This is a genomic window from Lysobacter sp. cf310 (assembly GCF_900114355.1).
GTDB lineage: Bacteria > Pseudomonadota > Gammaproteobacteria > Xanthomonadales > Xanthomonadaceae > Lysobacter.
Genome location: NZ_FOSS01000003.1, coordinates 419,677 through 444,481, shown reverse-complemented (window position 1 = coordinate 444,481; position 24,805 = coordinate 419,677). Strand labels below are relative to the sequence as shown.

The 24,805-nt window shown below is 69.6% G+C and carries 21 protein-coding genes, 1 tRNA gene and 1 pseudogene; 9 read left to right on the top strand and 14 right to left on the bottom strand.

Features of this window, described 5'->3' with window-relative positions:
• Nucleotides 1-22: 22 nt before the first annotated feature.
• The gene (locus BMZ45_RS13260) at nucleotides 23-601 is read right to left on the bottom strand and encodes an FMN-dependent NADH-azoreductase (protein ID WP_091637012.1); all 579 of its coding nucleotides are present in this window, start codon (nucleotides 599-601) and stop codon (nucleotides 23-25) included.
• A 117-nt stretch (nucleotides 602-718) separates the two neighbouring features.
• Here BMZ45_RS13260 and BMZ45_RS13255 point away from each other — a divergent pair.
• Both BMZ45_RS13255 and BMZ45_RS13250 read left to right on the top strand, forming a co-directional pair.
• Nucleotides 719-1,597: pseudogene (locus BMZ45_RS13255) on the top strand (LysR family transcriptional regulator); the annotation flags it as partial.
• Nucleotides 1,598-1,763: 166 nt separating this feature from the next.
• A tRNA-Ser gene (locus tag BMZ45_RS13250) sits at nucleotides 1,764-1,853 on the top strand.
• Between the two features lie 46 nt (nucleotides 1,854-1,899).
• Here the strand turns inward: BMZ45_RS13250 and BMZ45_RS13245 are convergent.
• The 4 genes from BMZ45_RS13245 to BMZ45_RS13230 form a co-directional block, all read right to left on the bottom strand.
• Nucleotides 1,900-2,715 (bottom strand): aminotransferase class IV family protein, encoded by an 816-nt coding sequence (locus BMZ45_RS13245; RefSeq protein WP_091637010.1) that lies wholly within the window; start codon nucleotides 2,713-2,715, stop codon nucleotides 1,900-1,902.
• 532 nt (nucleotides 2,716-3,247) lie between these two features.
• A complete protein-coding gene (locus BMZ45_RS13240; protein ID WP_091637009.1) occupies nucleotides 3,248-3,490 on the bottom strand; it encodes a hypothetical protein in 243 nt (80 codons plus the stop codon).
• A 192-nt stretch (nucleotides 3,491-3,682) separates the two neighbouring features.
• Nucleotides 3,683-5,050 (bottom strand): phospholipase D-like domain-containing protein, encoded by a 1,368-nt coding sequence (locus BMZ45_RS13235; RefSeq protein WP_091637008.1) that lies wholly within the window; start codon nucleotides 5,048-5,050, stop codon nucleotides 3,683-3,685.
• A gap of 85 nt (nucleotides 5,051-5,135) precedes the next feature.
• Nucleotides 5,136-5,939 carry an isocitrate lyase/PEP mutase family protein gene (locus tag BMZ45_RS13230; protein ID WP_091637007.1) on the bottom strand — a complete coding sequence of 268 codons (804 nt, stop codon included), beginning with the start codon at nucleotides 5,937-5,939 and terminating at the stop codon, nucleotides 5,136-5,138.
• A gap of 255 nt (nucleotides 5,940-6,194) precedes the next feature.
• On the opposite strand from BMZ45_RS13230, the gene BMZ45_RS13225 reads away from it, so the two are divergent.
• On the top strand, nucleotides 6,195-6,620 hold the full coding sequence (locus BMZ45_RS13225) for an ankyrin repeat domain-containing protein (protein WP_091637006.1): 426 nt from the start codon (nucleotides 6,195-6,197) through the stop codon (nucleotides 6,618-6,620).
• A gap of 76 nt (nucleotides 6,621-6,696) precedes the next feature.
• Here BMZ45_RS13225 and BMZ45_RS13220 read toward each other — a convergent pair whose 3' ends face one another.
• Nucleotides 6,697-7,608 carry a M28 family metallopeptidase gene (locus tag BMZ45_RS13220; protein ID WP_175489062.1) on the bottom strand — a complete coding sequence of 304 codons (912 nt, stop codon included), beginning with the start codon at nucleotides 7,606-7,608 and terminating at the stop codon, nucleotides 6,697-6,699.
• A 142-nt stretch (nucleotides 7,609-7,750) separates the two neighbouring features.
• Between BMZ45_RS13220 and BMZ45_RS13215 the strand changes: the two genes are divergently transcribed.
• Nucleotides 7,751-8,398 (top strand): response regulator, encoded by a 648-nt coding sequence (locus BMZ45_RS13215; protein ID WP_091637004.1) that lies wholly within the window; start codon nucleotides 7,751-7,753, stop codon nucleotides 8,396-8,398.
• Between the two features lie 335 nt (nucleotides 8,399-8,733).
• Here BMZ45_RS13215 and BMZ45_RS13210 read toward each other — a convergent pair whose 3' ends face one another.
• Entirely contained in the window at nucleotides 8,734-12,063 is a 3,330-nt protein-coding gene (locus BMZ45_RS13210; protein ID WP_091637003.1) for an Rne/Rng family ribonuclease, read from the bottom strand.
• 517 nt (nucleotides 12,064-12,580) lie between these two features.
• Between BMZ45_RS13210 and BMZ45_RS13205 the strand changes: the two genes are divergently transcribed.
• Nucleotides 12,581-13,540 carry an RluA family pseudouridine synthase gene (locus BMZ45_RS13205; RefSeq protein ID WP_091637002.1) on the top strand — a complete coding sequence of 320 codons (960 nt, stop codon included), beginning with the start codon at nucleotides 12,581-12,583 and terminating at the stop codon, nucleotides 13,538-13,540.
• A gap of 9 nt (nucleotides 13,541-13,549) precedes the next feature.
• Here BMZ45_RS13205 and BMZ45_RS13200 read toward each other — a convergent pair whose 3' ends face one another.
• The 5 genes from BMZ45_RS13200 to BMZ45_RS13180 form a co-directional block, all read right to left on the bottom strand.
• Nucleotides 13,550-13,837 carry a hypothetical protein gene (locus BMZ45_RS13200; protein ID WP_217643204.1) on the bottom strand — a complete coding sequence of 96 codons (288 nt, stop codon included), beginning with the start codon at nucleotides 13,835-13,837 and terminating at the stop codon, nucleotides 13,550-13,552.
• A 20-nt stretch (nucleotides 13,838-13,857) separates the two neighbouring features.
• A complete protein-coding gene (locus BMZ45_RS13195; protein ID WP_091637001.1) occupies nucleotides 13,858-14,634 on the bottom strand; it encodes an energy transducer TonB in 777 nt (258 codons plus the stop codon).
• Between the two features lie 166 nt (nucleotides 14,635-14,800).
• Entirely contained in the window at nucleotides 14,801-15,529 is a 729-nt protein-coding gene (locus tag BMZ45_RS13190) for an energy transducer TonB (RefSeq protein ID WP_091637000.1), read from the bottom strand.
• A 114-nt stretch (nucleotides 15,530-15,643) separates the two neighbouring features.
• On the bottom strand, nucleotides 15,644-16,075 hold the full coding sequence (locus BMZ45_RS13185) for an energy transducer TonB (protein ID WP_091637256.1): 432 nt from the start codon (nucleotides 16,073-16,075) through the stop codon (nucleotides 15,644-15,646).
• 8 nt (nucleotides 16,076-16,083) lie between these two features.
• Nucleotides 16,084-16,425: a 4a-hydroxytetrahydrobiopterin dehydratase gene (locus tag BMZ45_RS13180; RefSeq protein WP_056175111.1), complete on the bottom strand. Its 342-nt coding sequence runs from the start codon at nucleotides 16,423-16,425 to the stop codon at nucleotides 16,084-16,086.
• A 129-nt stretch (nucleotides 16,426-16,554) separates the two neighbouring features.
• Here BMZ45_RS13180 and BMZ45_RS13175 point away from each other — a divergent pair, with 129 nt between their 5' ends.
• Complete coding sequence (locus tag BMZ45_RS13175; RefSeq protein ID WP_091636999.1) at nucleotides 16,555-17,151, top strand: NfuA family Fe-S biogenesis protein; 597 nt, start codon at nucleotides 16,555-16,557, stop codon at nucleotides 17,149-17,151.
• Nucleotides 17,152-17,170: 19 nt separating this feature from the next.
• Nucleotides 17,171-18,859 carry a hypothetical protein gene (locus BMZ45_RS13170; protein ID WP_091636998.1) on the top strand — a complete coding sequence of 563 codons (1,689 nt, stop codon included), beginning with the start codon at nucleotides 17,171-17,173 and terminating at the stop codon, nucleotides 18,857-18,859.
• 127 nt (nucleotides 18,860-18,986) lie between these two features.
• Here BMZ45_RS13170 and BMZ45_RS13165 read toward each other — a convergent pair whose 3' ends face one another.
• Both BMZ45_RS13165 and BMZ45_RS13160 read right to left on the bottom strand, forming a co-directional pair.
• Nucleotides 18,987-19,421 carry a c-type cytochrome gene (locus BMZ45_RS13165; RefSeq protein ID WP_091636997.1) on the bottom strand — a complete coding sequence of 145 codons (435 nt, stop codon included), beginning with the start codon at nucleotides 19,419-19,421 and terminating at the stop codon, nucleotides 18,987-18,989.
• Between the two features lie 11 nt (nucleotides 19,422-19,432).
• Complete coding sequence (locus tag BMZ45_RS13160; protein ID WP_091637255.1) at nucleotides 19,433-19,837, bottom strand: c-type cytochrome; 405 nt, start codon at nucleotides 19,835-19,837, stop codon at nucleotides 19,433-19,435.
• 320 nt (nucleotides 19,838-20,157) lie between these two features.
• On the opposite strand from BMZ45_RS13160, the gene BMZ45_RS13155 reads away from it, so the two are divergent.
• Nucleotides 20,158-21,285, top strand: coding sequence for an efflux RND transporter periplasmic adaptor subunit (locus tag BMZ45_RS13155; RefSeq protein ID WP_091636996.1), 1,128 nt, complete (start codon nucleotides 20,158-20,160; stop codon nucleotides 21,283-21,285).
• Between the two features lie 15 nt (nucleotides 21,286-21,300).
• Nucleotides 21,301-24,804, top strand: coding sequence for an efflux RND transporter permease subunit (locus tag BMZ45_RS13150; protein ID WP_254776634.1), 3,504 nt, complete (start codon nucleotides 21,301-21,303; stop codon nucleotides 24,802-24,804).
• The last annotated feature ends 1 nt before the right edge of the window (nucleotide 24,805 follow it).

Genomic DNA, 24,805 nt, shown 5'->3' with positions numbered 1-24,805 from the left:
GGCGCCGGCTCGGGGAGAGAACTCAGGCGGCCAGACGCAGCGGGGTCGGAATCGACGCATGCGCCTGGGCGAGGGCGTCGCTGCGGTGTTGCGGCGAATAAGCCACGCCCTCGGCGCGCACGAACTCGACCTTGTCGATGCCCAGGAAGCCGAGCACCTGGCGCAGGTAGGGCTCCTGGAAGTCGCTGGGCGCACCGGTGTGGAAGCCGCCGCGGCCGGTGGCGACGATCACGCGCTTGCCCTTGGCCAGGCCTTCCGGACCGGCCTCGGTGTAGCGGAAGGTGCGGCCGGCGACGGCGACGCGGTCGATCCAGGCCTTCAGGGTCGAGCTGATGCCGAAGTTGTACATGGGCGAGCCGATCACGATCACGTCGGCGTCCAGGAACTGCTGGATCACGCGCTCGCCCTCGTCGGCTTCGGCCGGATCGGCCTTGGCCAGGGTGCGACCGGTAAGATGCGGGATCGGCTCGGCGTCCAGGTCGCGGTACTCGACCTGGAGGGCCGGCAGAGCGTCCTGCCAGCGTGCCACCACGGCCGCGCTAAGCTCGCGGGTCACGGAATTGGCGCCCAGGGCGCTGGAATCGATGTGCAGGAGTTTCATGGTTTGCCTCGGTGGGCGGTTGCGGCGGTGCCGCGTTGAGGCGAACTGTAGGTCGTTGCAGAAATAGGATAAAGCTGGTTTAATATCACTTACTGTTCTGAATTCGGAACTATCGCCATGCACGATCTCAACGACCTCTACTACTTCGCGATGGTCGTAGACCACGCCGGTTTCGCCGCCGCCGAGCGCGCGCTGGGCATACCGAAGTCGCGTCTGAGCCGGCGCATCAGCCAGCTCGAGACCGACCTGGGCGTGCGCCTGTTGCAGCGTTCCACGCGCCGCTTCGCCGTCACCGACGTCGGCAACAGCGTCTATCGCCACGCCCAGTCGATGCTGGCCGAAGCGCAGGCCGCGCGCGAAGTGGTGGACCGCCTCAGCGCCGAACCGCGCGGCGTGATCCGCGTCAGCGTGCCGGTCGGCCTGGCGCAGCAGCAGTTGCCTAAGCTGCTGCCCGAGTTCCTCGCCAAATACCCGCAGGTGCGTGTGCAGTTGCATGTCAGCAACCGCCGCGTCGACATCATCAATGAAGGCATCGACGTCGCCTTGCGCGTGCGTTCCAAGCTCGACGACGACGGCAGCCTGGTGATGCGCAGCTTCGGCCAGATCCAGGAACTGTTGGTCGCCAGCCCGAAGTACCTCACCCGCATGGGCCGCCCCAAGAACCCCGACGAACTGGCCGACCACGTCACCCTCAGCATCAGCGAGGACGACGCCCGCCAGCGCTGGGAGCTGCACGGCCCCGACGGCGAAGTGCGCCGCGTCGAACTCAAGCCGCGCGTGATGGGCTTCGACTTCCCGATGCTGATGGCGCTGGCCGAACAGGGCGTGGGCATCACCCTGCTGCCGGAAACCGTCTGCGCCGAAGCCGTGCGCCGCGGCGAACTGGAAGTGGTGCTGCCGAACTGGCGCCTGCCGCAAGGCATCTTCCACGCCGTGTTCGCCTCCCGCCGCGGCCTGCTGCCGGCGGTGCGCGTGTTCATCGACTTCCTGGCCGAAAAGGCCCCGTCCCTGGTCGAATCCGCGCGTCTGCAGTGCAGCGACATCAAGGGCGCCCCGTGCCCCGACGGCGTCGCCAAGAACGACGCCAAGGCGCGCAGCAAGACCGCGGCATGAGAGAATCCCGCGGCGCCGCCGGCCACGCCCGGCGCCGCGACCCCGCTACGGAGAGATGGCCGAGTGGTTTAAGGCAGCGGTCTTGAAAACCGCCGAAGGGTTAAACCTTCCGTGGGTTCGAATCCCACTCTCTCCGCCAACATCTGTGGAACATCGCGACAGCATCGTTTGTTCGCTGGTCGTCGTTATGGCGTGTGCTGCCGCTCGGCCTTGTAAGCACTATGTAGCGCCTGCATGAAAATCGCCGCCTGCGGCAATGCGGTCGGTCCGATGCCGCTCACAGCGATTCCCGGCGTCCACGAATTCATGACCGCAGCACCCGCCAGGCCGGACAGGTCGGTCAGTCGTATTTCTTGATCGCGCTGCGCCACGCCTAGCCGCTCCAGCTGCCGCCGCACGATCCCCATCGTCGTGCCGATCAGCATGTCGGCGATCGGCCACACGACAGCTTCGCCGTCCCAAAACACCAAGTTCCAGATCGAGGCTTCGCTAAGACGACCGTGGCGGTCGACAAAGGCGGCGTCGTCGAAACCTTGTGCGACGGCTGCGCGCAGGTAGTGGGTTTTGGCGACTTCGCCTACGTGCTTCACGTGGGCGAGTGGGCGTTCGTAGTCGAACGTGGCCAGGGATACCGGGCCTGTAGGGCCGGTGGCGGCGGGGCTGGTGCGGATCAGGACTTCGGGTTCGATGCCGGGGGCGGCGACGACGAATTCGCCGGCCGGCGAGTAGACCGTGGCGGTCAGCGAGAGGTCGGCCGGGCCGGCGGCGATGGCGCTGCGCAGGTAGGCGCGGATGCGTTCGTCGGGCAGGGCGCGGCCGTACATCTGCATCGAGGCGGAACGCAGGCGGTCCAGGTGCAGGTCGAGGCCGCGGATCTTGCGGTCGCGGACCTGCATGGCGGTGAAGTGGGCGTGGCCGGCGAAGGCGAGTGGGGCGAGGGTGTCGGCGCTGGCGTCTTGGCCGTTGCGTTGGGTGACGAAGGCGGGTGAGGCGGTGGGCATGGCAGGGCACTCCAAGGAATGGGCGCGCTGCAATGCCAGCGGGGCGGTAGTGCAGCGGTTCGATGGGGCAACTATCTGCGCTTGCTTCGGTGTGGGGAAACGAATGTTTTTTGCTGGGTTTCAAGTTTTTCTTGAAGTTTGGAGGCGTCGTAACCGGAGTGCGTGGTCGCGGCTTGCGCCGCTCCTACAGGGGGAGGTTGGAGCGATGAGGAGAGGATGGTTGGCGACGCCGATGCAGTGGCGATCGCGGCTTACGCCGCTCCCACAGGAGGCAGGGGCGGCGTGGGAGCTGGGTTGGCGACGTGGTTCCGGTGGCGCGGTCGCGGCTTGCGCCGCTCCTACAGGGGGCGGTTGGAGCGATGAGGAGAGGATGGTTGGCGACGCCGATGCAGTGGCGATCGCGGCTTACGCCGCTCCCACAGGATGCAGGGGCGGCGTGGGAGCTGGGTTGGCGACGTGGGTCCGGTGGCGCGGTCGCGGCTTGCGCCGCTCCTGCTCCTGGATGGCTTTAGCGGCGACGTTGCGGGCGCGGCTATTTGCGGATGTCGAAGCCGGGGTTTTCGTTGATCGAGCCGTCCGGTTCCAGTACGGCGTACCGGCCGTCGGCGTGGAAGACCACGGGGATCGGTTCGCGGAACAGCGGGCGGCGCACGAAGCGCAGGGTCCAGCGGAAATGCTCCAGCGTCTCCAGGGCGGACAGCTGTTCGGGGGTCAGGCCGGCGCGCAGTTGCGCGTCGGTCGGTTCGGCGGTGCGTCGGCGTTCCTTGTCCGGCATGGTGGTGCGGCCCCGTGTGATGCCTGGCGTGGCTGACAGTGTCGTGTCCGGGCACAGGATAAGGCGTGAGCGTGCCAGCCGCGCGGTCTTTGGCGGCATGGAAGCACGGAATCGGCCGACGGGCTTCGAGTAGGCGTAAAAGGTGTGATCTGAATCCCCAATCAGCGTGGCCGATGGCGCCAGCGGGCAGCGCTAGAGCTGGAAGGCGATCGCGCGCACGGCGCCTTCCAGCAGGTCGGCGCCCATGCCGGCCGGGTGGGGCTGGTAGGCCCGGGATTCGCCGCGCCGGGTTTCGATCCATTGCGCAAGCCAGTCGATCTCGGGGCGGCCGTAGAACAGCACCGAGGCCTCGTGGTTGAGGAACAGGCTGCGCAGGTCGAGGTTGATCGAGCCGCACATCGCCAAGTCGTCGTCGAACACCACCGCCTTGGCGTGCAGCATGCGCGGGTGCAGCCAGAAGCGCGCGCCGGCCGCGGCCAACTCGCGCATGGAGCGGCGGCGGGCGAGATCGGCGAGGCGGTGGTTGGAGTGCGCCGGTACGACCAGATCGACTTCGATGCCGCGCAGCGCCGCCAGTTTCAGGGTCTGCTGCAGGCCGTCGTCGGGCACGAAGTAAGGCGTGACCGCGAGCAGGCGGCGACGCACGCGGTAGCCGCCGGCGACCAGCAAGGCCTGGGCGCTGTCCTCGGGCAGTTCCGGGCCGCTGGGCAGGAACTGCGCGGCGGAGACCCGCGGCTGCGCCGGCTCGGGCGCGGGCGCGGCAGGCGGGGGCTGCGGCCTGTGCCGGGCCTTGCACCAGTCGCGCTCGAAACGGTCGCCGGCGTCCGCGGCGACGGCGCCGTCGACGGTGAACGACAGGTCCAGCCAGGCCGGGCGGTCGGGATGGTCGAGGAAGTATTCGATGGCGAGATTGCGGCCGCCGCTCCACAGGCGCTGGCCGTCGGCGATCGCGAGCTTGCGGTGGTTGCGCAGATTGCGCGGCGCGCCGTCGGGGCGCCCGAGCAAGCCGCGAAAGAACGCGACTTCGGCGCCGCCGCGGCGCAGGGCGCGCAAGGCGGCGCGGTCGGTGCGCAGCGAGCCGACGCCGTCCAGCAGCAGCCGCACGCGCACGCCGCGTTGCTGGGCCGCGCCCAGGGCCTGCAGCACGCGTGCGCCGACTTCGTCGCTGCCGAGGATGAAGCTGCAGATGTCCAGCCGTTGTCGAGCGCCGTCGATCAGCGCCAGCACCGAGGCCAGCGCGGCCGCGCCGTCGGCGTCGAAACGCGTGTTCGCCTTGGCCGGCGCCGGCAGGCCCAGCGAGACCAGCAGTTCCGCGGCCCAATGCGCCTGCGGTTGCGCCTGCGCGCGCAGGTGCACGCGCTCGCGCGTGAGCTTGCGGCGCCCGAACGCGAGGTATAGCGGCAGTGCGAGATAGGGCAGCAGGGCCAGCGCGATCACCCAGGCGATCGCGGCCGCGGGCGCGCGCCGCTCCTGGGCGACGCGCGTGGTCAGGACGTAGATCAGCACCGCCAGCGCGGCGGCCGCCAGGTGCGCGAAGGTGCCTGTCAGCCAATGGAACATGCGTCTGCCTCGGCGCTAGCGCCGCGCCGGTGGGCCGGCGCGTGCGCGTTGCAGGCAATGTACACCGGTGCGTCGCACCGCCGCGTCAGCGCTGCGCGAACAGGGCGTTGATCTCGGGGTAGGGCATGGCGCCGGCCGACAGCGGCGCGGAGTCGCCGTCGCGGAAGAAGCCGCGCGCGAGTTCGGCGGCACGCGCGAACAGGGTCTGCGACAGGCCGGAACCCGCGCTGAGGCGACGCACGCCCAACTGCGCCAGTTCCGCCGCGGCGGGCAGGCCGGGGTAGGCGAGCACGTTCACCGGCAGCGACGTGCCGGCGACGACGTCGGCGATGTCCGTGCGCTGGGTGATGCCGGGCACGAACAGGCCGTCGGCGCCGGCGTCGCGGTACAGCCGCGCGCGCGCCAGGGTGGCGCCGACGCGTTCGCCTTCGGGCGCCAGGCCGCGCAGGTAGATGTCGGTGCGCACGTTGACGAAGAGGTCGACGCCGGCTTGGGCGCAGGCGCGCTTGATCGCGTCGAGCTTGGCGCACAGCGCCTCGGGCGTGCCGTCGCCGTCTTCGAGGTTGATGCCGACCGCGCCCAGCGCGCCCAGGCGCGCGATGGTGGCGCCGACCGCGGCCGGATCGTCGGAATAGCCGCTTTCGGCGTCAACGGTCAGCGGCACGCGGATCGCGCGCGCGATGCTTTCCACGGCGGCGTACAGGCGCTCGACGGGCAGGGTGTCGCCGTCGGCGTAGCCGTTCGACCAGGCCAGGCCGGCGCTGGTGGTGGCGATGGCCTTGGCGCCGACGCTTTCGATGAGGCGCGCGCTGCCGGCGTCCCAGGCGTTGGCGAGCAGGAGCAGGCCTTCCTGGTGCAGACGGCGGAAGGTGGTGGCGTGGTCGGTCATGCGGGGCTCCGGGACAGGGGATGCGGTTATGCTGCCAGTTAGGCGCGATTTCGACTCGCCGGATTCGGCCGGTGCCGTAGCGAGCGGGGCGATGATTCGGATGCCAGGTGGGCCATCGCTGACGCGCCAACGATAGCCCACGAGTTGTGGTCGGCGTGTGCGTTGCTTGCGAATTCGTTTCGTACGCGTCCGGCGGCGCGGCGTATTCGCGGTTCGACTGAATTAAGGCGTGCAAGATTGAGGAAGGCGACAGCGATGGAGCTCTTGGCCGCATCACTGCTGCGAGATCTGGTGTCGGCGGTCACGCAGGGCGACGCTGAGCAGGTTGAGCTGCTTCTCGTTCGGGGAGTTCCGCCCGACGTCATCGACCAGGCGGCGGGCTGGAGCGCGTTGCATGCCGCGGTCCTCCATAACCCCCAGTTGCTCAAGGTGCTGCTCGCGTTCGCGCGCTCACCAGACGCTCCCGAAGTGATGGGGGGCACACCGATGTCCTATGTGCTGCACGAACTCGGAGAAGCTGCCTCGCCCGCACGGCGCGACGAGCTCCTCATGGCCCTCGCGTCGCTGCTGGCCGCCGGCGCCAGTCCGCGCGCCGGCGGCGTCGACCAAACTCCTCTCGAGTTGGCTAGGTTGTACCGCCTTCGAGATATCGAATCGCTGCTATCGGAGGCGGGTCAGTAAGCTCATGACCCGCCGTGGATGGCGGCGCCGGCGCTCCTAAACGGGGAGCGGACTGGGCTTGAACACGGTCGCCCTCTCAGGGCGTCGACTGCGCGTCCCAACGGCGCAGCGCGCGTTCGACCGCATCCACGCCGCGCGCGGCCGCGGCCGCGTCGATCTGGCTCACGGTGTCGGCTTCGCTGTGGATCACCTGCATCACCTTCGGCACCGGCTTGGGCTTCTTGCCGGCGAAGACTTGCAGGGTCAGCGGAATTTCGTCGGCACCGAGCAGCGAGTACGACACCGCCGGCCAGCCGGCCTTGAGGAAGGCGAGGTGATCGGACGGCGGGTACTTGTCGCCGGCGGACAGGCCGAGGCCGGTTTCGTCGGTGGCGGCACGCGATGCGGCGACCAGCGGCTGGTTGGCGTCGGGCGTCATCATCCACAGCGTGTCGCCCCAGCCGAACACATCGAAATTGACGTACAGCGCGGGCTTGACCTTGCCGTCGGCGACGTAGGCCTTGGCACCGAGCAGGCCGAGTTCTTCCAGATCCCAGAACGCGACCGCGACGCGATGATGCTGCAGCGGTTCGCGCTTGAAGCGTTCGGCCAGGGCCAGCACCACCGCGCTGCCGGAGGCGTTGTCGGTGGCGCCGTGGCCGACGTCGACCTTGTCCGAATGCGCGCCCAGCAACAGCAGCGGCGCGGCGGCCTCGCCGGACACCTCGGCCAGCAGGTTCTCGCCGCTGTGTTCGCCGGTGCTGAACGGCACGCCGCGCCATGGGATGCCCAGACCGTCCAGGCGGCGTTGGATCACCGAGCGGCGGCCGCCGGCGGCCTGGCTTTCGGACATCGCGACCACGTCGGCCAGCCAGCCGGCGGCGGCGGGTTGGCTGGCGGCGTCCACGCTGGGCGGCGGTGCGACCGGCGCCGCGACCGGCGCGGTCTGCGCGCAGGCGGCGATCGCGAGGCTGAGGGCGAGGGCGACGAGGCGGGTTTTGTGCGGCATTAGGGTTCCTTTGCCAAGCGAATTAACTGGAGTTTGCACAGCGCGACAACTGATCGAATGTGCCAAAGGTTCGCGGCTGCTTGCGTGCTCCGCGGGTGCCGCGTAGCCTCGTTCGCGGCAGGCCGCAGCGGCCGGGGACAGCATGACGATACGCGTTTACCTTGTCGACGATCACGCGCTGGTGCGAACCGGCATGCGCATGATCTTGTCGGCGGAAACCGACATCGAAGTGATCGGCGACGCCGAGAGCGGCGAGATCGCCTTGCCGGAAATCCGCAAGCTGCGTCCCGACGTGGTGCTGTGCGATCTGCATCTGCCCGGCTACAGCGGGTTGGAAGTGACCGAGCGCGTGATCAAGGGCGATCACGGCACGCGCGTGATCATCGTGTCGGTGCTGGAGGACGGGCCGATGCCGCAGCGCCTGCTCGCTGCCGGCGCCTCGGGCTACGTCAACAAGGGCGGCGACGCCGCCGAGCTGTTGCGCGCGGTGCGCGACGTCGCGCGCGGCAAGCGCTATCTGGCGACCGCGATCGCGCAGAACATGGCCCTGGCCAAGGTCGACGGCGGCGCATCGCCGTTCGACGAGTTGTCGCCGCGCGAGATCGAAATCGCGCTGCTGCTGGTGCAGGGCCTGCGCCAGGAAGAAATCGCCAAGCGCCTCAGCCTCAGCGCCAAGACGGTCAACACCCACAAGACGCGCCTGTTCGCGAAGCTGGGCGTGGTCGACACGATCGCGCTGGCGCGTCTGGCCGGGCAGTACGGCTTGGCGGATCCGGCGCACGCGTTGTAGGCGCAGCGCGACTGAGGCTGCTTGGATCGGTGCTCACGCTTCGACTGGCGCGCCGCAGCAAGGGCAAATACTCCTCAATCCGCGCGACTGGCGGGCGCAGCCCGCTGGCGTTCAACCGCGCACGAACCTGCGGTCCGTAAACGCGCGCCTTCACTCTCTTGCAGAGGGGAGGTTACTAAAGCGAAGCTCGCGAACCGTGCCTTACTTTTGCTCGCGCACGCTCGGCGCTCATAGCTCGACAGCACTACCACGAGCGCCTCATGCGTTCCTCGCCCCCAAACAGAAACGGGCCGCAGTTCGCGGCCCGTTTCCTATCGCCTTACGACCTCAGCCGATCAGGCGTGACGATCGCCTTCCTTGTGCTCGCCTTCCGCATCGGCCTTGCCTTCGACCGCGGCATCGGCGGGCGCCGGCGTCGCGGGACGCGGCGGCTGCGGCACCGGATCGAACAGGCTGGCGGTGTGCGGCACCGACGGCGCGGTCTCGTTGCGCGGGCCGGCGTCGATGCCGACCGCGGTCGAGGCCTCGGCCTTGGGCTCGACCGGCGCGATCACGGCCGGCGTTTCGACCACGGTCTCTTCGATCGCGACCGGCGCCGGTACCAGTTCGGCTTCGACCACGACCGGGGCGACCACTTCGGGCTCGACCACGACCGCCGCAGGCGTCGCGGCCGCAGGCGCGTCGGCCTTGGGCGCGGCGGGCTGGGCGTACTGCGGCGCGGTCACGACCGCGGCTTCGACCGCCTGGATGGCGGCCTTCACCGGGGCCTGTTCGACCGCGACCGCGGCGGCGGGCGCTGCCGCTGCGACGTGCTCGGCGGCGCTGTAGCTGCGCGTGGGCTCGTGCGGTTCGAACACGGGCTGGTTGTCGAAGGATGGCGCGGCGGCCGGCGTCGGCTCCACGACCGGCGTGGCGGCCACCGGCGCGGCCTCGGCGACGGGCTGCACGGGCGCTTGTTCGACGGCGACCGTGGCGGCCGGCGCTGCCGGTGCGACGTGTTCGGCGGCGCTGTAGCTGCGCGTGGGCTCGTGCGGTTCGAAGACCGGCTGGAGGTCCAGGGACGGCGCGGCGGCCACGGCGGCGGCGACCGGTGCCGCGGCGGCGACCGCGCTGGGCGCGGCCGGAGCGGGTGCCGGCGCCTGCTTGGCCGGTGCCGAGGTGTCGTCGTCGAAGTCGAACTCGGGCTGCGAGCGGTTCGCGGCCGCGACCGCGGGCGCACCCGGCTCGTCGCCGACTTCGTCGTCGTCGTCGTTCAACACATCGTCGTGCAGCTGCGACTCGCCGGCGGCGCCAGCTTCGCCCGCACCGCGACGACGGCGGCGACCGCCGCGACGGCCACGGCGGCGGCGTCCGCTGCCTTCGCCGGCGGCGTCATCGGCCGCGGCGCCGTTCTCGTTGCTGGTGTTGACGGCGGCTTCGCGCTTGATCGCTTCCTCGGCGGCCACGGTTTCGCCGGTCGCGGCGGCGACAGCGGGCAGGGCGGCGGCCGCGGCGATCGCGGGTGCGTTCAGGGCCTCGGCGTCGGGCTTGGGCGCCTGCGGCGCGGCCGGCTTGGGCTCGCGCGGCGGACGCGGGGCGTTGTTGGCCTGCGCCTGCTGCTGCGGGTTGGCTGCACGCTCCTCGTTCTGCTGCGGCTTGGGCTGCTTCGGCTGCTGCTGTTGTTGCGGCTGCTTGGGCTGCTGCGGCTGTTGCTGCTTGGCCGGCTGCTCCTGCTTGCCGCGGTTGGGCTGCGGTTCCTGCTTGCCGCCCTGGGCCTGCTGCTGGGCCTGCGGCTTGTCGCGGCGCTGCTCGTCGCGGCGACCGCCATCGCGGCCGCCCTTGCCGTTGCGGCCTTCGTTGCGGCCGTCGCGGCGCTGGCCGCCGTTGCGGTCGTTGCGCTCGTTACGGCCACGGCCGTCCTGAGTGCGCGCGGCCGGCGCCGGTGCGGCAGGCGCGGTGGGTTCGCCACGGAAGAAGTTCAGGATGCGGCCGAACACGCCGACCTGCGGCGCGGCCACGACGACCGGTGCCGGTGCGGCGACGGCCGCCACGGCCGGTTCTTCGCGCGGCTCGCGCATCGGCGCGGGCTGGGCCGGCTTGACGTTGGTCACCATCGGCGCATCCGGGATGTTCAGATGGGCCTTGGTCAGGGCGTGGGTCGGCAGCTTGCGCGGGGTGCCGCGCTGGTAGCTGGGCTTGTTGGACTCTTCGCCCAGCTCGTTCTCGCGGATGCGGGTGACCTCGTAGTGCGGGGTCTCCAGCTGCTCGTCGGCGACGATCACGATCGGCGAATCGTGGCGCTGCTCGATCTCGCTGAGCGCGCGGCGCTTCTCGTTGAGCAGGTAATTGGCGATCTCGGTCGGGGCCTGCACCAGCACCTGGCCGGTGTTCTCCTTCATCGCGTGCTCTTCGGCCACGCGCAGGATCGACAGCGACAGCGATTCGACGCTGCGCATGCGGCCGTGGCCGTCGCAACGCGGGCAGACCAGCTGGCTGGACTCGCCCAGCGACGGGCGCAGGCGCTGGCGGCTGAGTTCGAGCAGGCCGAAGCGCGAGATGCGGCCGATCTGGACGCGCGCGCGGTCCTGCTTGAGCGCGTTCTGCAGGCGGTTTTCGACCTCGCGCTGGTGGCGGTTGGACGACATGTCGATGAAGTCGATCACCACCAGGCCGCCGAGGTCGCGCAGGCGCATCTGGCGGGCGACTTCCTCGGCCGCTTCCAGATTGGTGTTGAACGCGGTTTCCTCGATGTCGCCGCCCTTGGTGGCGCGCGCCGAGTTCACGTCGACCGCGGTCAGGGCCTCGGTCTGGTCGATCACCAGGGCGCCGCCGGAGGGCAGGCGCACGGTGCGCTCGTAGGCGTTCTCGATCTGCGATTCGATCTGGAAGCGGTTGAACAGCGGGGTATCGTCGCTGTACTTCTTCAGCTTGCGCAGGTTGTGCGGCATGACCTGTTCGACGAAGTCGCGCGCCTCGGCGTACATCTCGTCGGTGTCGACCAGGATCTCGCCGATGTCCGGGCGCATGTAGTCGCGCAGGGCGCGGATGATCAGGCGCGATTCCTGGTAGATCAGGAACGGCGAGGGCTTGCTCAGGGCGCCCTCGGCGATCGACTTCCAGACCTGCAGCAGGTAGTCCAGGTCCCACTGCAGTTCTTCGGCATCGCGGCCGACGCCGGCGGTGCGGATGATCACGCCCATGTCGTCGGGGATCGCCAGCTTGTCCATCGCCTCCTTGAGGGCGGCGCGGTCGTCGCCCTCGATGCGGCGCGAGACGCCGCCGGCGGTGGGCGAGTTCGGCATCAGCACCATGTAGCGGCCGGCCAGGGAGATGAACGTGGTCAGGGCGGCGCCCTTGTTGCCGCGCTCTTCCTTATCGACCTGCACCACCACTTCCTGGCCTTCGCGCAGGAGCTCGCGCAGGCCGGCCTTGTTGTGGTCGACGCCGGCCTGGAAATAGTCGCGGGAGATTTCCTTCAGCGGCAGAAAGCCGTGGCGCTCGGCGCCGTATTCCACGAACGCCGCTTCGAGCGAGGGCTCGAGGCGGGTGATGCGACCCTTGTAGATGTTGGACTTCTTCTGTTCCTTGGCCGGTTGTTCGATGTCGATGTCGTACAGGTTCTGGCCGTCGACGATCGCGACGCGCAGTTCTTCCGCCTGCGTCGCATTGATCAGCATGCGCTTCATTGTTGCGTTCCTCGCGCGCTCTACCGCGCGGAACGCCATGGCGTTTCGCTATCTGGGAACCGAAGCCCCGCCGTCGCGGCCTGTACGCTGCAGGGCGGTGAACCGCTCTGCGCCCGGCGCGCGCCGGCGAAACTTCCACTACCAGCGCTTCTACACCACGGCACGCCGCGGGAGCGCTTGTTTCTTTGTTGCGTGACTTTCGGACCGGCGACGCGAACGTCGCTCGGGGCGGGGGCCCGGCGGCAGCCTTCGGTTCAAACCGGGGCGCCGCACGGGTCGTGTTCATCGCGATGGTGTCGCCCCTGCGGGAGAACCACCGGGCGAGGGCGGGTTCCGCCGGACCGTCGCTGCTAACATGGCTACCCCGTGGGCAGTGGTTAGACGCGGACCGGAATCGCGAAGAGGGGCTTTCGGCCCAATCCTGCGGTCATGCCCATCTGGCGCGACCTGCAGGACAACTCCCAGCGAAATCAAAACCTTATCTCGCGTCGCGAGTGTAACAGATAACGCTTTCCGGATGACCTCTCCAGCCAACACCGCCACGGGCCCCGGGGCCCGCACTATTCGTGTGCCGGACGACCGTGAAGGTCAGCGGCTCGACAACTTCCTGCTCGGCCAGCTCAAGGGCGCGCCGCGTTCATTAATTTATAAGCTGGTCCGCTCGGGCCAGGTCCGGGTCAACGGCGGCCGCGCCAAGGCCGAGCGCAAGCTCGAGGCCGGCGACGAGGTGCGCATTCCGCCGGTCCGTCTCAGCGAGGTCGGAGAAAAGGCCGCCCCGCCCAAGGGCTTCATGGACGCCCTGGACGCCGCGATCGTGTTCGAGGACGCGCGCCTGCTGGCCCTGAACAAGCCCTCCGGGGTAGCCAGCCACGGCGGCAGCGGCATCAGTTTCGGCGCCATCGAGACCCTGCGCGCGCTGCGCCCCGGCCAGACTCTGGAGCTGGTCCACCGCCTGGACCGCGACACCTCCGGGCTGCTGATCGTGGCCAAGAAGCGTTCGGCCCTGACCGAGATGCAGGCCTTGATGCGCGAGGACGGCGGTATCGCAAAACGCTACCTGGCCCTGCTGACCGGGCGCCTGCCGGACGGGGTGATGAGCGTGGACGCGCCGCTGCACATCGGCCTGCGCCAGGGCGGCGAGCGCCACGTCCAGGTCCACCGCGATGGCAAGGCCTCGCTCAGCCATTTCAAGGTGCTGGAGCGGCGCGGCGGGCAGTCCTATTGCGAGGTCCGGATCGAAACCGGCCGCACCCACCAGATCCGCGTGCACGCCCAGCACATCGGCCACGCGGTGGCCGGCGACGACAAGTACGGCGATCCGGAGGCCAACAAGCGCCTGCGCGACCAGGCCGGGCTGCGCCGGCTGTTCCTGCACGCCTCGACCCTGGAGTTCGCGCTGGACGGCGGGCGCGAACCTTATCTATTGAACGCGCCGCTGGCGCCGGAGTTGATCGAGGTGCTGGATCGGTTGGCTTGATCCAGCGAGTCAGTGGCCCGCCAAGGAGTGGTGCGCCTTGGCGGCCAGATAGCAGTCCACGCACACCACCGCGAAGTCGTTGAACGCCCGGAAGGCCTCGGTCATGTCGCCTTCCGCTTCGAACTTGGCTTCGCAGGCATGGCACCAGGCCTGAAGGTCGTTCGGGTCGTCGCTGTTCTCGATGAACCCCGCCCTGGGGAGGTCGCTGCCGCCGAGCAAGTGGCGGCAGATGACGGTGGCGATGCGCTGGCCGTGTTCGCCGCAGTTGAGCATCAAGGGTTCGAGATCGCTGCCCATCGTCGTCTCTCGGTGTTTGCTTAACGCACCTCGATCGCCGTGCTGCTGCGCAGTACGCCGTCGACGCGGACTTCGAACAGGTACGGCCCCGCGCTCAGCGGCTGTGGCGTGGCGTAGTCGAGGCTGCTGAATTCAACGCGCGCCGGGGGTTCCAGGCTGCGGCTTTCTTCGTGCACCACCGGATACAGGTCGGGGTTGTCGCTGGCCTTGGGGTCGGCGCGGCGCAGCGCCAGCCTGAGTTCGAGCTTGGCGGGCACGTACAGGCCGATCTTCGCGCGCAGCGGCTGGCCGGCCGGGGGCGGGGTGAGCTGCGCGGCGCCTTGCGCGTCGACCAGGGCCACGCTCACGCGCCGGCAGTTTTCGGACGAGACCTCGGGCAGCACGAAATCGACCGGGATGCGCCCCCGCGACGGCGTGGCCTGGCCGTTGAAGATCTCCGGGGTCCAGCGCGTCTCGCGCGCGCCCGCCACCGCGGCGCGGTCGAGGTTGCGGTTGCGCGAGCTGCGTTCGATCTGGACATCGAGCACGTCGCCTTTGGCTCCGATCGCCACGATCACAGTGGTGGTGCCGGAGATGCGCATGCAGGCTTCGGCCTCGGGGTAGCGCACCCGCATCGGTGTCTTCATCTTGGCGTCGCGCTGGCGCAGGCGCGGATCGACCACGCGTGGCGGTGTGTCCCAGCCGCCCGGCGGCGGGGGCGGCGGCGGGGGCAGCGCTTGCGCGTGAACCGCGGCATACGACGACAACAGGGCCAGCGCGAACAGGGGCGCGGCGCGGCGCGCGAGGGTACGGGTCATGTAAAGCGAGGCCTCCCCAGGTCTCGGTGGGATGCGCTGCCGCCGCCATGACGGACGCGGACGCCATCATCGCCGATTTGCACTTCCTCGCTGCGCGCTCGTCCGATGCCTTGCGGCAGGCCGTGCGCGGCTTGCGGTAGCGCCGCCGGCGGGCGCGCGAAACGCCTCAGCGCACTTCGAACTCGTGGTGCGCGCGCTGCTCGCCGTCGATCAACACGTCCAGCGCGTAGCGGCCCGGGCCAGGCGGTCGCGGCACGGTCGCGTCGAACGAGCTGCGACGCTCGTTGTCCGGTCGCTGCAGCGTGCGGCGCTCTTCGTGGAGCAGGGATTCGCCCTGCGACGGCACGCCCAGGCGGCGCAATTGCCACCGCGCTTCCAGTGCGGCCGGCACGAACAATTCCACCCGCATCTCGATCGGCTCCGCAGATACGGGAATGACGTCCTCGCCGTCGTCCCCGAACAGGGTGATCTCGACGCGGCGGCAGTACTCGCGCGGCTCGTCGTCCGACACGAACTCGATCGCCAGCGGCAGGCTGGCGGCGACCGGCTCGCCATTCACGATTTCGGCCTGCCAGCGTGCGCGACGCACGGCCTGGGCCGCCGCGCGATCGAGCTCGGCGCTGCCCGAGCTGCGTTCGATCTCGACCTCCGCCACGCCGTTGTCGGCGCCGACGGTGACGATCAGGCGGGTCGTGCCTTGGATGCGCAAACAAGCCTGATCGCGCGGATAGACCGGCTGCACGGCCGACAGCGCGGTGAGCGGGCGCTGCGGCTTGCCGGGGTCGATCGCGACCGGCGCGGCCGGGCCGGGCAGGGGCGTTTGCGCGAACGCGCCAGCGGCCGGCAGGGCGAGCGCAAGCGCCCACGCGGCGCGGCGATTCGAACGAAGGGACATGGCGGCGCGGCTCCCGGGAGCGTGTGGCGGCGTGAGGCGAACAAGTATCGGTGCGCAAGGGCAGGGCCGTGCGCCATCCGCCGCACAGCCTTGCGACTCGCCTGCGGCCTGCACTCAGAGCTTGTTCTTCTTTTCCTCGTCGTACACGAAGCACGATTCCGGCCGCACGGCCGGCGGGGCGAAGGTCACCGGCACCTGGATCGAGACCGGCGTGGGCTTGCCGGCGCGGGTGGCGGCGCGGAAGGTCCAGCCGCGTACCGCCGCGACCGCGGCGTCGTCGAGCTGCTTGGTCTTGCTGGTTTGGACGATGCGGATGTCGGTGGGTTTGCCCTCGACCCCGATGACGACCTTGAGCACGGTCGTGCCGCCGATGTCCTCGCAGCCCAATTCCATCGGATACGCGGGCGGCGGCGTGCTCACCGCGAGCGGCTCGGTGGAGCGGATGATGGGTTCCTCGGCCGGCTTCTTGCAGGCCGCGAGCGACGCGCACAGGGCCACGGTCGCGGCCACGATGCGCAGGGAAGGGAACGAAACGGGGCTGGTCATGGCGGCGGTCAACCGGTGAGGGCGTCGGCTTTGGCGGCGCAGATGAAGTCGTTCTCGCTGAGCCCGCCGACGTCGTGGGTGGAATAACGCACCACGCAACGGTCGTAATGCACGCCCAGGTCGGGGTGGTGGTCCTCGCGATGGGCCATGAAGGCCAGCGCGTTCACGAAGGCCATGGTGCGGTAATAGTCGTCGAAGCGGAAGGTGCGCACCAGCGCGTGGCCGTCTTCGGCCAGCTCCCAGCCCGGCACTTCCGGCAGCAGTTCGCGCACGCGCGCCTCGCTGAGGCGGTGTTCGCTGCCGCGGCGGGCCAGGCAATGCGCCTGGGCGAGGGGGATCAGATCGTTCATCGGACTTGCGCTCCTTGCGGGGCTGGGCTGCGGGGCCGTTCGGGCTTGCCTGAATGGAACTCGCAACAGCGGCCGCCGCGGCCGTCGGGGTGTGTCTTCACGTGACACGGACCCCGCTAGAATAGCCCCATGATCAACATTTCCGAATCCGCGCAGACCCATTTCCGCAAGCTGATCGAGCGCGAGGCGCTGCCCGGCCTGGGCGTGAAGCTGTCGGCGGTGCACGCGGGCACGCCGCGCGCCGACGTGCGCCTGGAGTTCGCCGAGCCCGGCGACCTGGCCGGCGACGAATGGGCGATCGACTGCGACGGGTTCACCCTGTGGCTGGAAGCGGTCAGCGTGCGTTACCTGGACGGCGCCGAGATCGACTACGAAACCATGGCCACCGGCGGCCAGCTGCAGATCCGCGCGCCCAAGATCAAGGGCGAGGCGCCGACCGAGTCGGCCTCGCTGGTCGAGCGCGTGCATTGGCTGGTCGAGCACGAGATCAATCCGCAGCTGGCCGAACATCGCGGCCACGTGTCGGTGCAGGAAGTGACCGCCGACGGCGTGGTGCTGCTGCGCTTCGGCGGCGGCTGCCACGGCTGCGGCATGGCCGATGTCACCCTCAAGCAGGGCATCGAAAAGACCCTGATGAGCAAGGTGCCCGGCGTGACCGCGGTGCGCGACGCCACCGACCACGACACCGGCGCGGCGCCCTACATCCCGCGCGACACCGCGGCCTGAGCCTGGCGCGGCGCCGTAGATGTATTCCGCCGCCGCACTCATCGAAGCCCTGCAACGCAGGCTACGCCTGAATGTGCGCCGCGATTCGCTCAAGCCCGGCGAATTCCCGCCCGGTTGGGCGAGCTGGTTCGCCGCGATGGGCGAACGCATCGGCCGGGTGACCGGCGCGCCTGCCGATTCCATCGTCGAGCAACTGCTGCAGCGGCCGCTCGCGCAGCCGCCGCGCCGGGTCGGCGACCTCAACCGCTGGCAGGCCTTCGCGACCCTGTGGCGCCAGCAATGGCAGCCGCCGGAGCGCGAGACCCGCGGCGTGCACTGGTTCGCGGTCGTGGTCACCCTGTTGTGGCATTTGTTCTTCGGCGGCCTGCTGCTGTGGCTGATGTACCTGCAGTTCCTGGGCACGCCGGCGCCGCCGCCCGAAGGCGAGACCGTGGTCCAGGTCGAGTACATCGGCGTGGGCACGCCGGAGGAGCCCGGTGGCGGTCCCGACCAGCCCAGCGAGCAACCGCAGGAATCCGCGGCCCAGGCCGCGCCTGCGCCGGCCGAGGCGGCCGCGTCGGCGAGCGCCAGCATCGCCTCGCCGGCGCTGCCGACGCCGACCCTGGAAGCGGCCGCGCCCGACATCCCGCAGCGCGACGTACCCGAGCCGCAGCTGCCGCCGCCGACGGTGGAGCAGCCGGTGGCGGTAAGCGAGCCGGTGCCCAGCCCGCCGGATACCACGGTGTTCACCCTGCCGCCGACCAAGCGCCGCACCGAGACCGCGATCGTGGTGCCGGAGTTGTCCGCGCCGACCCAGCAGGTGCGCCAGGCCGACGTGTCCGAGCCGGTGCAGCCGATCCGGCGTGAACTGCCGCAGCGCGAACTCGCCGCGCCGTCTTTGAGCGCGCGTTTGCCCGAGGTCGCTGCGCGTGAAGTGCCGGCACCGTTGCAGCGCGCGCCGGTGCGCGCGCTGCCGACCCCGACCACCGCCGCGCCGCAGCTGAGCGCGGCCACCCCGAACGTGCGCACCCGCGACATCCCGGCACCCGCGGCGGCGGCCGCGAGCACGGCCGCGGCCACCGTGCCCGCCGCCTCGTCCAGCGCGCCCGCCACCACGCCCGCCACCAGTTCCGCCCCGGCCACCGCGCCCAGCACCGCCGGTACGCCCAGCCCCAGCGGCACGCGTCCGGCCGCGAGCGCCGGCGGTGCCGGTCCCAAGCCGACGCCGGCGCCGGGCAGCATCGCCACGCCGCGGCGCGGCGACGATTGGGGGCAGTCCACACGCAACGTCCCGGGCGGCCAGCGCGGCGAAAAGCCGGGCCTGTTCAACAGCGACGGCAGCGTGCGCCTGGCGCCGCAGCCGGGCTCGGCCTCGCCGGGCTTCCCGCCGGGCACGATCACCCAGGAAATCAAAAACATCGACCGCGCCGGCACCTGGCTGCGGCGCAAGCCCAACGATTACGAGCCGACCGCGTTCGACAAGTACTGGCGGCCCAACGAGACCCTGCTGCAGGAGTGGGTGCGCAAGGGCTTCAAGGAAGTCGCTATCCCGATTCCGGGCACCACCAAGAGCATCGTCTGCGGCGTCTCGCTGCTGGCCCTGGGCGGCGCCTGCAGCATCAACGACCCCAACCTCAACGAGCAGCCCGCGATCGCGCGCCCGCCGCCGGACATTCCGTTCAAGCCCGGCCTGCAGGAGGACAATGGCAGCGTGAAGCCTGGGGGCTAGGAGCGAGAAGTGAGTAGTGAGCAGTGAGCAGTGAGTAACGAGGAGCGCCGGTCGCTCGCTCCGCACTCCTCACTCCCAAAAAAAAGGCCCGCCGAAGCGGGCCTTTTTGCTATCGGGTGCGCCTGAATCAATGCACGTTATGCAGATCGTGCAGCTTGCTTTCGCGCGAACCGAAGTAGGCGGCGAGGTCGGCGATCTGCTGGTCGGTCAGGGGCTTGGCCTGGCTCGCCATCGTCGAATTCTCGCGGTCGCCGTCGCGGTACATCTGCAGCGAGTGCGCGATGTAGTCGTGGTACTGGCCGCCGAGCTTGGGGTAGGTGGCGTCGATCGGGGCATTGCCTTCGGCGCCGTGGCAGTCCACGCAGGACTGGCCGGTGGCCGCGCCCTTGGTGCTGGCCAACTTCTCGCCGGCGGCGATGTGGCCGGCCGGCAGGCCGGACGAGGAGGAGGTGTGGCCTTCGGCGCGGTCGGCGGAGGAATGCTCGGCCGGGGTGTCGCCCTGCGAGCAGGCGGACACGGCGAGCGCGGCGAACAGGGCGATGGCGAGGTGCTTGGTCGTCATGGGGCGGCTGCTCACTGCTTCGCGGTCGAAAGGAAGGCGGCGATATCGGCGATGTCCTGATCCGAGAAGCTCTGCGCCTGCGCCTGCATCGTCGGATGCTTGCGGGTGCCCTTCTTGTATTCGGTCAGCGCATTGGCCAGGTAGACCTCCGACTGGCCGACGATCTTCGGCACGTGATAGTTCGGATAGGCGTTCTTGTAGCCGGTGACGCCGTGGCAGCCCTGGCAGGTGTAGGTGAGCTGGCGACCCGTGTCGGCGTTGCCCTTGATGGCCGGCGCCTTGGCGGCGGGAGCCGGGGCGGCGGTGGCCGCGGCCGGAGCGGCGGGAGTGGCGGCCGGAGCCTTGTCCTCGGCATTCGCGGCCAGTGCGGCGGCGATGGTCAGGGCAAAGCAGGCGGCGATCGTCAGCGGTCGCATCATGTCGTAATCCGCAATCTCGAATGGCTAGCGAAAGAGTTGTAGCTGGCTGTGCACGGTCACGACCGCGCATAAGTCCGCAAGTATAGCCCGCGATGCGGATGCAACGAAGTCGTCCCTGACCGCATCGCATACACAGGGTGTGCCGATGAGGCGCGCGTCGCACGTTGTCCTGTTTGCCGGTCGGCGTGCCAGGGGCATGGCGGCAGTCACCATGACCTTCGGCGGATGCGATTTCGGAGGCGGGTGATATACCTATATACAACACCGGCACAAGCGCCGGTTCCAGCTAGCAAGTTCAGCCATCGGGGTCGTCTGAAATGCGTCAAAACACCACATTCCGTCAGGCCGGGGCCGCCCGCGTCGCACTCCTTGCGCTGTCCTGCGCCCTGGCCCTGACGGCCTGCAAGGGCGGTGGCGGGGCCGGCGAGGCCCAGGCCAAGGAACAGAAGGCGCCCGACGCCGTCCCGGTCGAAGTCGCCCTGGCCTCGCGCCGGGCGATCGCCGCCAGCTATACCGGCACCGCCCCTCTGGAGGCCCGCGCCGAGTCCCAGGTGGTCGCCAAGACCTCGGGCGTGGCCCTGAACGTGATGGCCGAGGAAGGCCAGATCGTGCACGCCGGCCAGACCCTGGTGCGCCTGGATTCGGCGCGCTCGGAGCTGCAGGCCGCCCAGACCTCGGCGCAGATGCGCAAGCTCGAGGCCAACTTCGCCCGTTCCAAGCAACTGGCCGAGCAGCGCCTGCTCAGCGCCAACGACAACGACCAGCTGCGCTACGACCTGGAAAACGCGCGCGCCGCCAACCGTCTGGCCAATCTGGAGCTGTCCTACGCCAACGTGCAGGCGCCGATCTCCGGCGTGATCGCCTCGCGTTCGATCAAGACCGGCAACTTCGTCCAGATCAACACCCCGATCTTCCGCATCGTCGACACCTCGCGCCTGGAGGCCACGCTCAACGTCCCCGAGCGCGAGCTGGCCACGCTCAAGGCCGGCCTGCCGGTGCAGCTTGCGGTGGACGCGCTGCCGGGCAAGGTATTCCAGGGCACGGTCGACCGCGTCGCCCCGGTGGTCGATTCGGGCAGCGGCACCTTCCGCGTGGTCTGCAGCTTCGAAGGCGGCGGCACCCTGCAGCCCGGCATGTTCGGCCGCATCCGCATCGACTACGACAACCGCGCCGACGCCCTCGTGGTGCCGCGCATCGCGTTGCTGGAGGACGAGGGCGATTCGGCGGTGTTCGTGATCCGCAACGCCAAGGCCGCGCGGGTGCCGGTCAAGCTGGGCTACCTCGACGGCGAATGGGCCGAAGTGCGCGCCGGCATCAAGCAAGGCGATCAGGTCGTGGTGGCGGGCAAGACCGCGCTGCGCGACGGCACGCTGGTGCAGCTGATCGGCAAGAACGCGCCCAAGCAGGTCGCGTCCGCCGAGAAATCCGATAAGCCGAAGCAGTAAGGGCGGAGACGCACCGTGACCCCGGCTTCCAAGAATCACGCCCACGAGGGCGGCTCCTTCAATTTGGTCGAATTCTCCACACGCCGCCGGGTCACGGTGGCGATGGTGACGATCACCTTCCTCCTGTTCGGCTTCATCGCGCTGCGCGCCCTCAAGGTCAACCTGCTGCCCGATCTGAGCTATCCGACCCTGACCGTGCGCACCGAGTACACCGGTGCGGCGCCGTCGGAAATCGAAACCCTGATCTCCGAGCCGGTCGAAGAGGCCGTGGGCGTGGTCAAGGGCCTGCGCAAGCTCAAGTCGGTCTCGCGTACCGGCCAGAGCGACGTCGTGCTCGAGTTCGCCTGGGGCACCGACATGGACCAGGCCAGCCTGGAGGTGCGCGACAAGATGGAAGTGCTGCAGCTGCCTCTGGAGGCCAAGGCCCCGGTGCTGCTGCGCTTCAATCCCTCGACCGAGCCGATACTGCGCCTGGCGCTGTCGGCCAAGACCGACGGCGATTCGGTGCGCCAGCTCACCGCGCTGCGCCGCTACGCCGACGACGATCTGAAGAAGAAGCTGGAACCGGTCGACGGCGTCGCCGCGGTCAAGGTCGGCGGTGGTCTGGAGGACGAGATCCAGGTCGACATCGACCAGCAGAAGCTGGCCCAGCTGAACCTGCCGATCGACACCGTGATCCAGCGCCTGCAGCAGGAGAACATCAACATCTCCGGCGGCCGCCTGGAAGAAGGTTCGCAGCGTTATCTGGTGCGCACCGTCAACCAGTTCGCCAGCGTGCCGGAAATGCGCGAGATGCTGGTCACCACCCAGAGCGGCGGCGGCAACGCGGCCGCCGACGCGGCCGCGCAGATGGCGGCGATCGCGGCCTCCAGCGGCGATGCGGCAGCGATGGCCGCAGCGGCCTCCGTGCAGAGCGCCAACTCCGGTTCCAGCGCCTCGGTCGCCGGCGGCATGCCGGTGCGCCTGAAGGACATCGCCGAGGTGCGCCAGGGCTATAAGGAGCGCGAGGCGATCATCCGCATGGGCGGCAAGGAAGCGGTCGAGCTGGCCATCTATAAGGAGGGCGACGCCAACACCGTCGCCACCGCCGACGCGATCCAGGCCCGCCTGGAGCAGCTCAAGGCGCAGATCCCGCCGGACGTCGAGCTGACCACCATCGACGACCAGTCCAAGTTCATTCGCGAATCGATTTACGAGGTCAAGAAGGACGGCATCATCGGCGCGGCGCTGGCGATCCTGATCATCTTCCTGTTCCTGCGCGACGGCTGGAGCACCTTCGTGGTCGGCCTGTCGCTGCCGGTCTCGATCGTCACCACCTTCTTCTTCATGGACCGCCTGGGGCTGAGCCTCAACGTGATGTCGCTGGGCGGCCTGGCGCTGGCCACCGGCCTGGTGGTGGACGACTCGATCGTGGTGCTGGAAAGCATCGCCAAAGCCCGAGAACGCGGGCTGGGCATCTTCGACGCCGCCGTCACCGGCACCCGCGAAGTCAGCATGGCCGTGGTCGCCTCGACCCTGACCACGATCGCGGTGTTCCTGCCGCTGGTGTTCGTCGAAGGCATCGCCGGCCAGCTGTTCCGCGATCAGGCCCTGACCGTGGCGCTGGCGATCGGCATCTCGCTGATCGTGTCGATGACCCTGATCCCGATGCTGAGCGCGCTCAAGGACCGCACGCCGATGGCGTTCCCGGAGGAAGCGCCGCATCCGCGCTGGCAGCCCGATTCCAAGCTGCAGAAGCCGCTGGCCGTCGCCGGGCATGGCTTGGGCGTGGCGGGGCGTGGCGTGTTCTTCGGCATCGCCTGGTTCTTCGTGCGGCTCTGGCGCGGCATCGTCGCCATGGTCGGTCCGATCATGCGCAAGGCCAGCGACATCGCGATGTGGCCGTACAGCCGCGCCGAAGCCGGCTACATGCGCCTGCTGCCCAACGCCATGCGCCGGCCCTGGCTGGTGCTGGGCGCGGCCGCCGCCGCGTTCGCGCTGACCCTGCTGGCGGTGCCGATGCTGGGCGCCGACCTGATCCCGCAGCTGGCCCAGGACCGTTTCGAAATGACGGTCAAGCTGCCGCCGGGCACGCCGCTGCGCGAGACCGATGCGCTGGTCAGCGAACTCCAGCAGAAGCACGCCAAGGATCCGGGCATCGCCACCGTATTCGGCGTCAGCGGCGCCGGCACGCGTCTGGACGCCAATCCGACCGAGAGCGGCGAGAACATCGGCAAGCTCAGCATCGTGATGACCGATGGCGGCAGCAAGCAGATCGAAGCCGCCGAGACCGAGCGTCTGCGTCAGACCATGCGCGCCCATCCCAGCGCCCAGGTCAACTTCAGCCGCCCCGCGCTGTTCTCGTTCTCCACGCCGCTGGAAATCGAGTTGCGCGGCCAGGACGTGGAGACCATCCAGCGCGCCGGCCAGCGCGTGGCCGCGATGCTGCGCGACAACCCGCACTACGCCGACGTCAAATCGACGGTGGAGCAGGGCTTCCCCGAGATCCAGATCCGTTTCGACCAGGAGCGCGCCGGTGCGCTGGGCCTGACCACGCGCCAGATCGCCGACGTGGTGGTCAAGAAGGTGCGCGGCGACGTCGCCACCCGCTACAGCTTCCGCGATCGCAAGATCGACGTGCTGGTGCGGGCGCGCGAAGCCGACCGCGCCTCGGTCGAGAGCATCCGCCGCCTGATCGTCAATCCGGGCAGCAACCGCCCGGTGACCCTGGATTCGGTCGCCGACGTGATCTCCACCACCGGCCCCAGCGAGATCCACCGCGCCGACCAGGTGCGGGTGGCGATCGTCTCGGCCAACCTGCGCGGCATCGACCTCGGCGGCGCCGTGGCCGAGGTCCAGAAGATGGTCGCCGACAACCCGCTGCCGGACGTGCGCATGCACATCGGCGGTCAGGGTGAGGAACTGCAGCAATCGATCAACTCGCTGCTGTTCGCGTTCGGCCTGGCGATCTTCCTGGTCTACCTGGTGATGGCCTCGCAGTTCGAATCGCTGCTGCACCCGTTCGTGATCCTGTTCACCATCCCGCTGGCCCTGGTCGGCGCGGTGCTGGCGCTGCTGCTGAGCAACTCGGCGGTGTCGGTGGTGGTGTTCATCGGCCTGATCCTGCTGGTCGGCCTGGTGGTGAAGAACGCGATCATCCTGATCGACAAGGTCAACCAGCTGCGCGAGCAGGGCGTGGCCAAGCGCGATGCCCTGGTCGAGGGCGCGCGTTCGCGCCTGCGGCCCATCATCATGACCACGCTGTGCACGCTGTTCGGCTTCCTGCCGCTGGCGATCGCCACGGGGCAGGGCGCGGAAGTGCGCTCGCCGATGGCGATCACGGTGATCGGCGGCCTGCTGGTGTCGACCCTGCTGACCCTGGTGGTGATCCCGGTGGTGTACGACCTGCTCGACCGCCGCTCCGACGAGCACTATCGCGAACGCGCGCGTCGCGCCCGTCGCGAGGAGCGCGCCGCGGCCGAGCTGATCGAGGACGATCAAACGCCGCTGGTCGATCCGACCGGCCCGGGCCAGGCTTGAG

Bases quoted from the DNA above. Each gene is read 5' to 3' on its own strand.
- BMZ45_RS13260 (WP_091637012.1), bottom strand. From the start codon at position 601: ATGAAACTCCTGCACATCGATTCCAGCGCCCTGGGCGCCAATTCCGTG.
- BMZ45_RS13245 (WP_091637010.1), bottom strand. From the start codon at position 2,715: ATGCCCACCGCCTCACCCGCCTTCGTCACCCAACGCAACGGCCAAGAC.
- BMZ45_RS13240 (WP_091637009.1), bottom strand. From the start codon at position 3,490: ATGCCGGACAAGGAACGCCGACGCACCGCCGAACCGACCGACGCGCAA.
- BMZ45_RS13235 (WP_091637008.1), bottom strand. From the start codon at position 5,050: ATGTTCCATTGGCTGACAGGCACCTTCGCGCACCTGGCGGCCGCCGCG.
- BMZ45_RS13230 (WP_091637007.1), bottom strand. From the start codon at position 5,939: ATGACCGACCACGCCACCACCTTCCGCCGTCTGCACCAGGAAGGCCTG.
- BMZ45_RS13225 (WP_091637006.1), top strand. From the start codon at position 6,195: ATGGAGCTCTTGGCCGCATCACTGCTGCGAGATCTGGTGTCGGCGGTC.
- BMZ45_RS13220 (WP_175489062.1), bottom strand. From the start codon at position 7,608: ATGCCGCACAAAACCCGCCTCGTCGCCCTCGCCCTCAGCCTCGCGATC.
- BMZ45_RS13215 (WP_091637004.1), top strand. From the start codon at position 7,751: ATGACGATACGCGTTTACCTTGTCGACGATCACGCGCTGGTGCGAACC.
- BMZ45_RS13210 (WP_091637003.1), bottom strand. From the start codon at position 12,063: ATGAAGCGCATGCTGATCAATGCGACGCAGGCGGAAGAACTGCGCGTC.
- BMZ45_RS13205 (WP_091637002.1), top strand. From the start codon at position 12,581: ATGACCTCTCCAGCCAACACCGCCACGGGCCCCGGGGCCCGCACTATT.
- BMZ45_RS13200 (WP_217643204.1), bottom strand. From the start codon at position 13,837: ATGGGCAGCGATCTCGAACCCTTGATGCTCAACTGCGGCGAACACGGC.
- BMZ45_RS13195 (WP_091637001.1), bottom strand. From the start codon at position 14,634: ATGACCCGTACCCTCGCGCGCCGCGCCGCGCCCCTGTTCGCGCTGGCC.
- BMZ45_RS13190 (WP_091637000.1), bottom strand. From the start codon at position 15,529: ATGTCCCTTCGTTCGAATCGCCGCGCCGCGTGGGCGCTTGCGCTCGCC.
- BMZ45_RS13185 (WP_091637256.1), bottom strand. From the start codon at position 16,075: ATGACCAGCCCCGTTTCGTTCCCTTCCCTGCGCATCGTGGCCGCGACC.
- BMZ45_RS13180 (WP_056175111.1), bottom strand. From the start codon at position 16,425: ATGAACGATCTGATCCCCCTCGCCCAGGCGCATTGCCTGGCCCGCCGC.
- BMZ45_RS13175 (WP_091636999.1), top strand. From the start codon at position 16,555: ATGATCAACATTTCCGAATCCGCGCAGACCCATTTCCGCAAGCTGATC.
- BMZ45_RS13170 (WP_091636998.1), top strand. From the start codon at position 17,171: ATGTATTCCGCCGCCGCACTCATCGAAGCCCTGCAACGCAGGCTACGC.
- BMZ45_RS13165 (WP_091636997.1), bottom strand. From the start codon at position 19,421: ATGACGACCAAGCACCTCGCCATCGCCCTGTTCGCCGCGCTCGCCGTG.
- BMZ45_RS13160 (WP_091637255.1), bottom strand. From the start codon at position 19,837: ATGCGACCGCTGACGATCGCCGCCTGCTTTGCCCTGACCATCGCCGCC.
- BMZ45_RS13155 (WP_091636996.1), top strand. From the start codon at position 20,158: ATGCGTCAAAACACCACATTCCGTCAGGCCGGGGCCGCCCGCGTCGCA.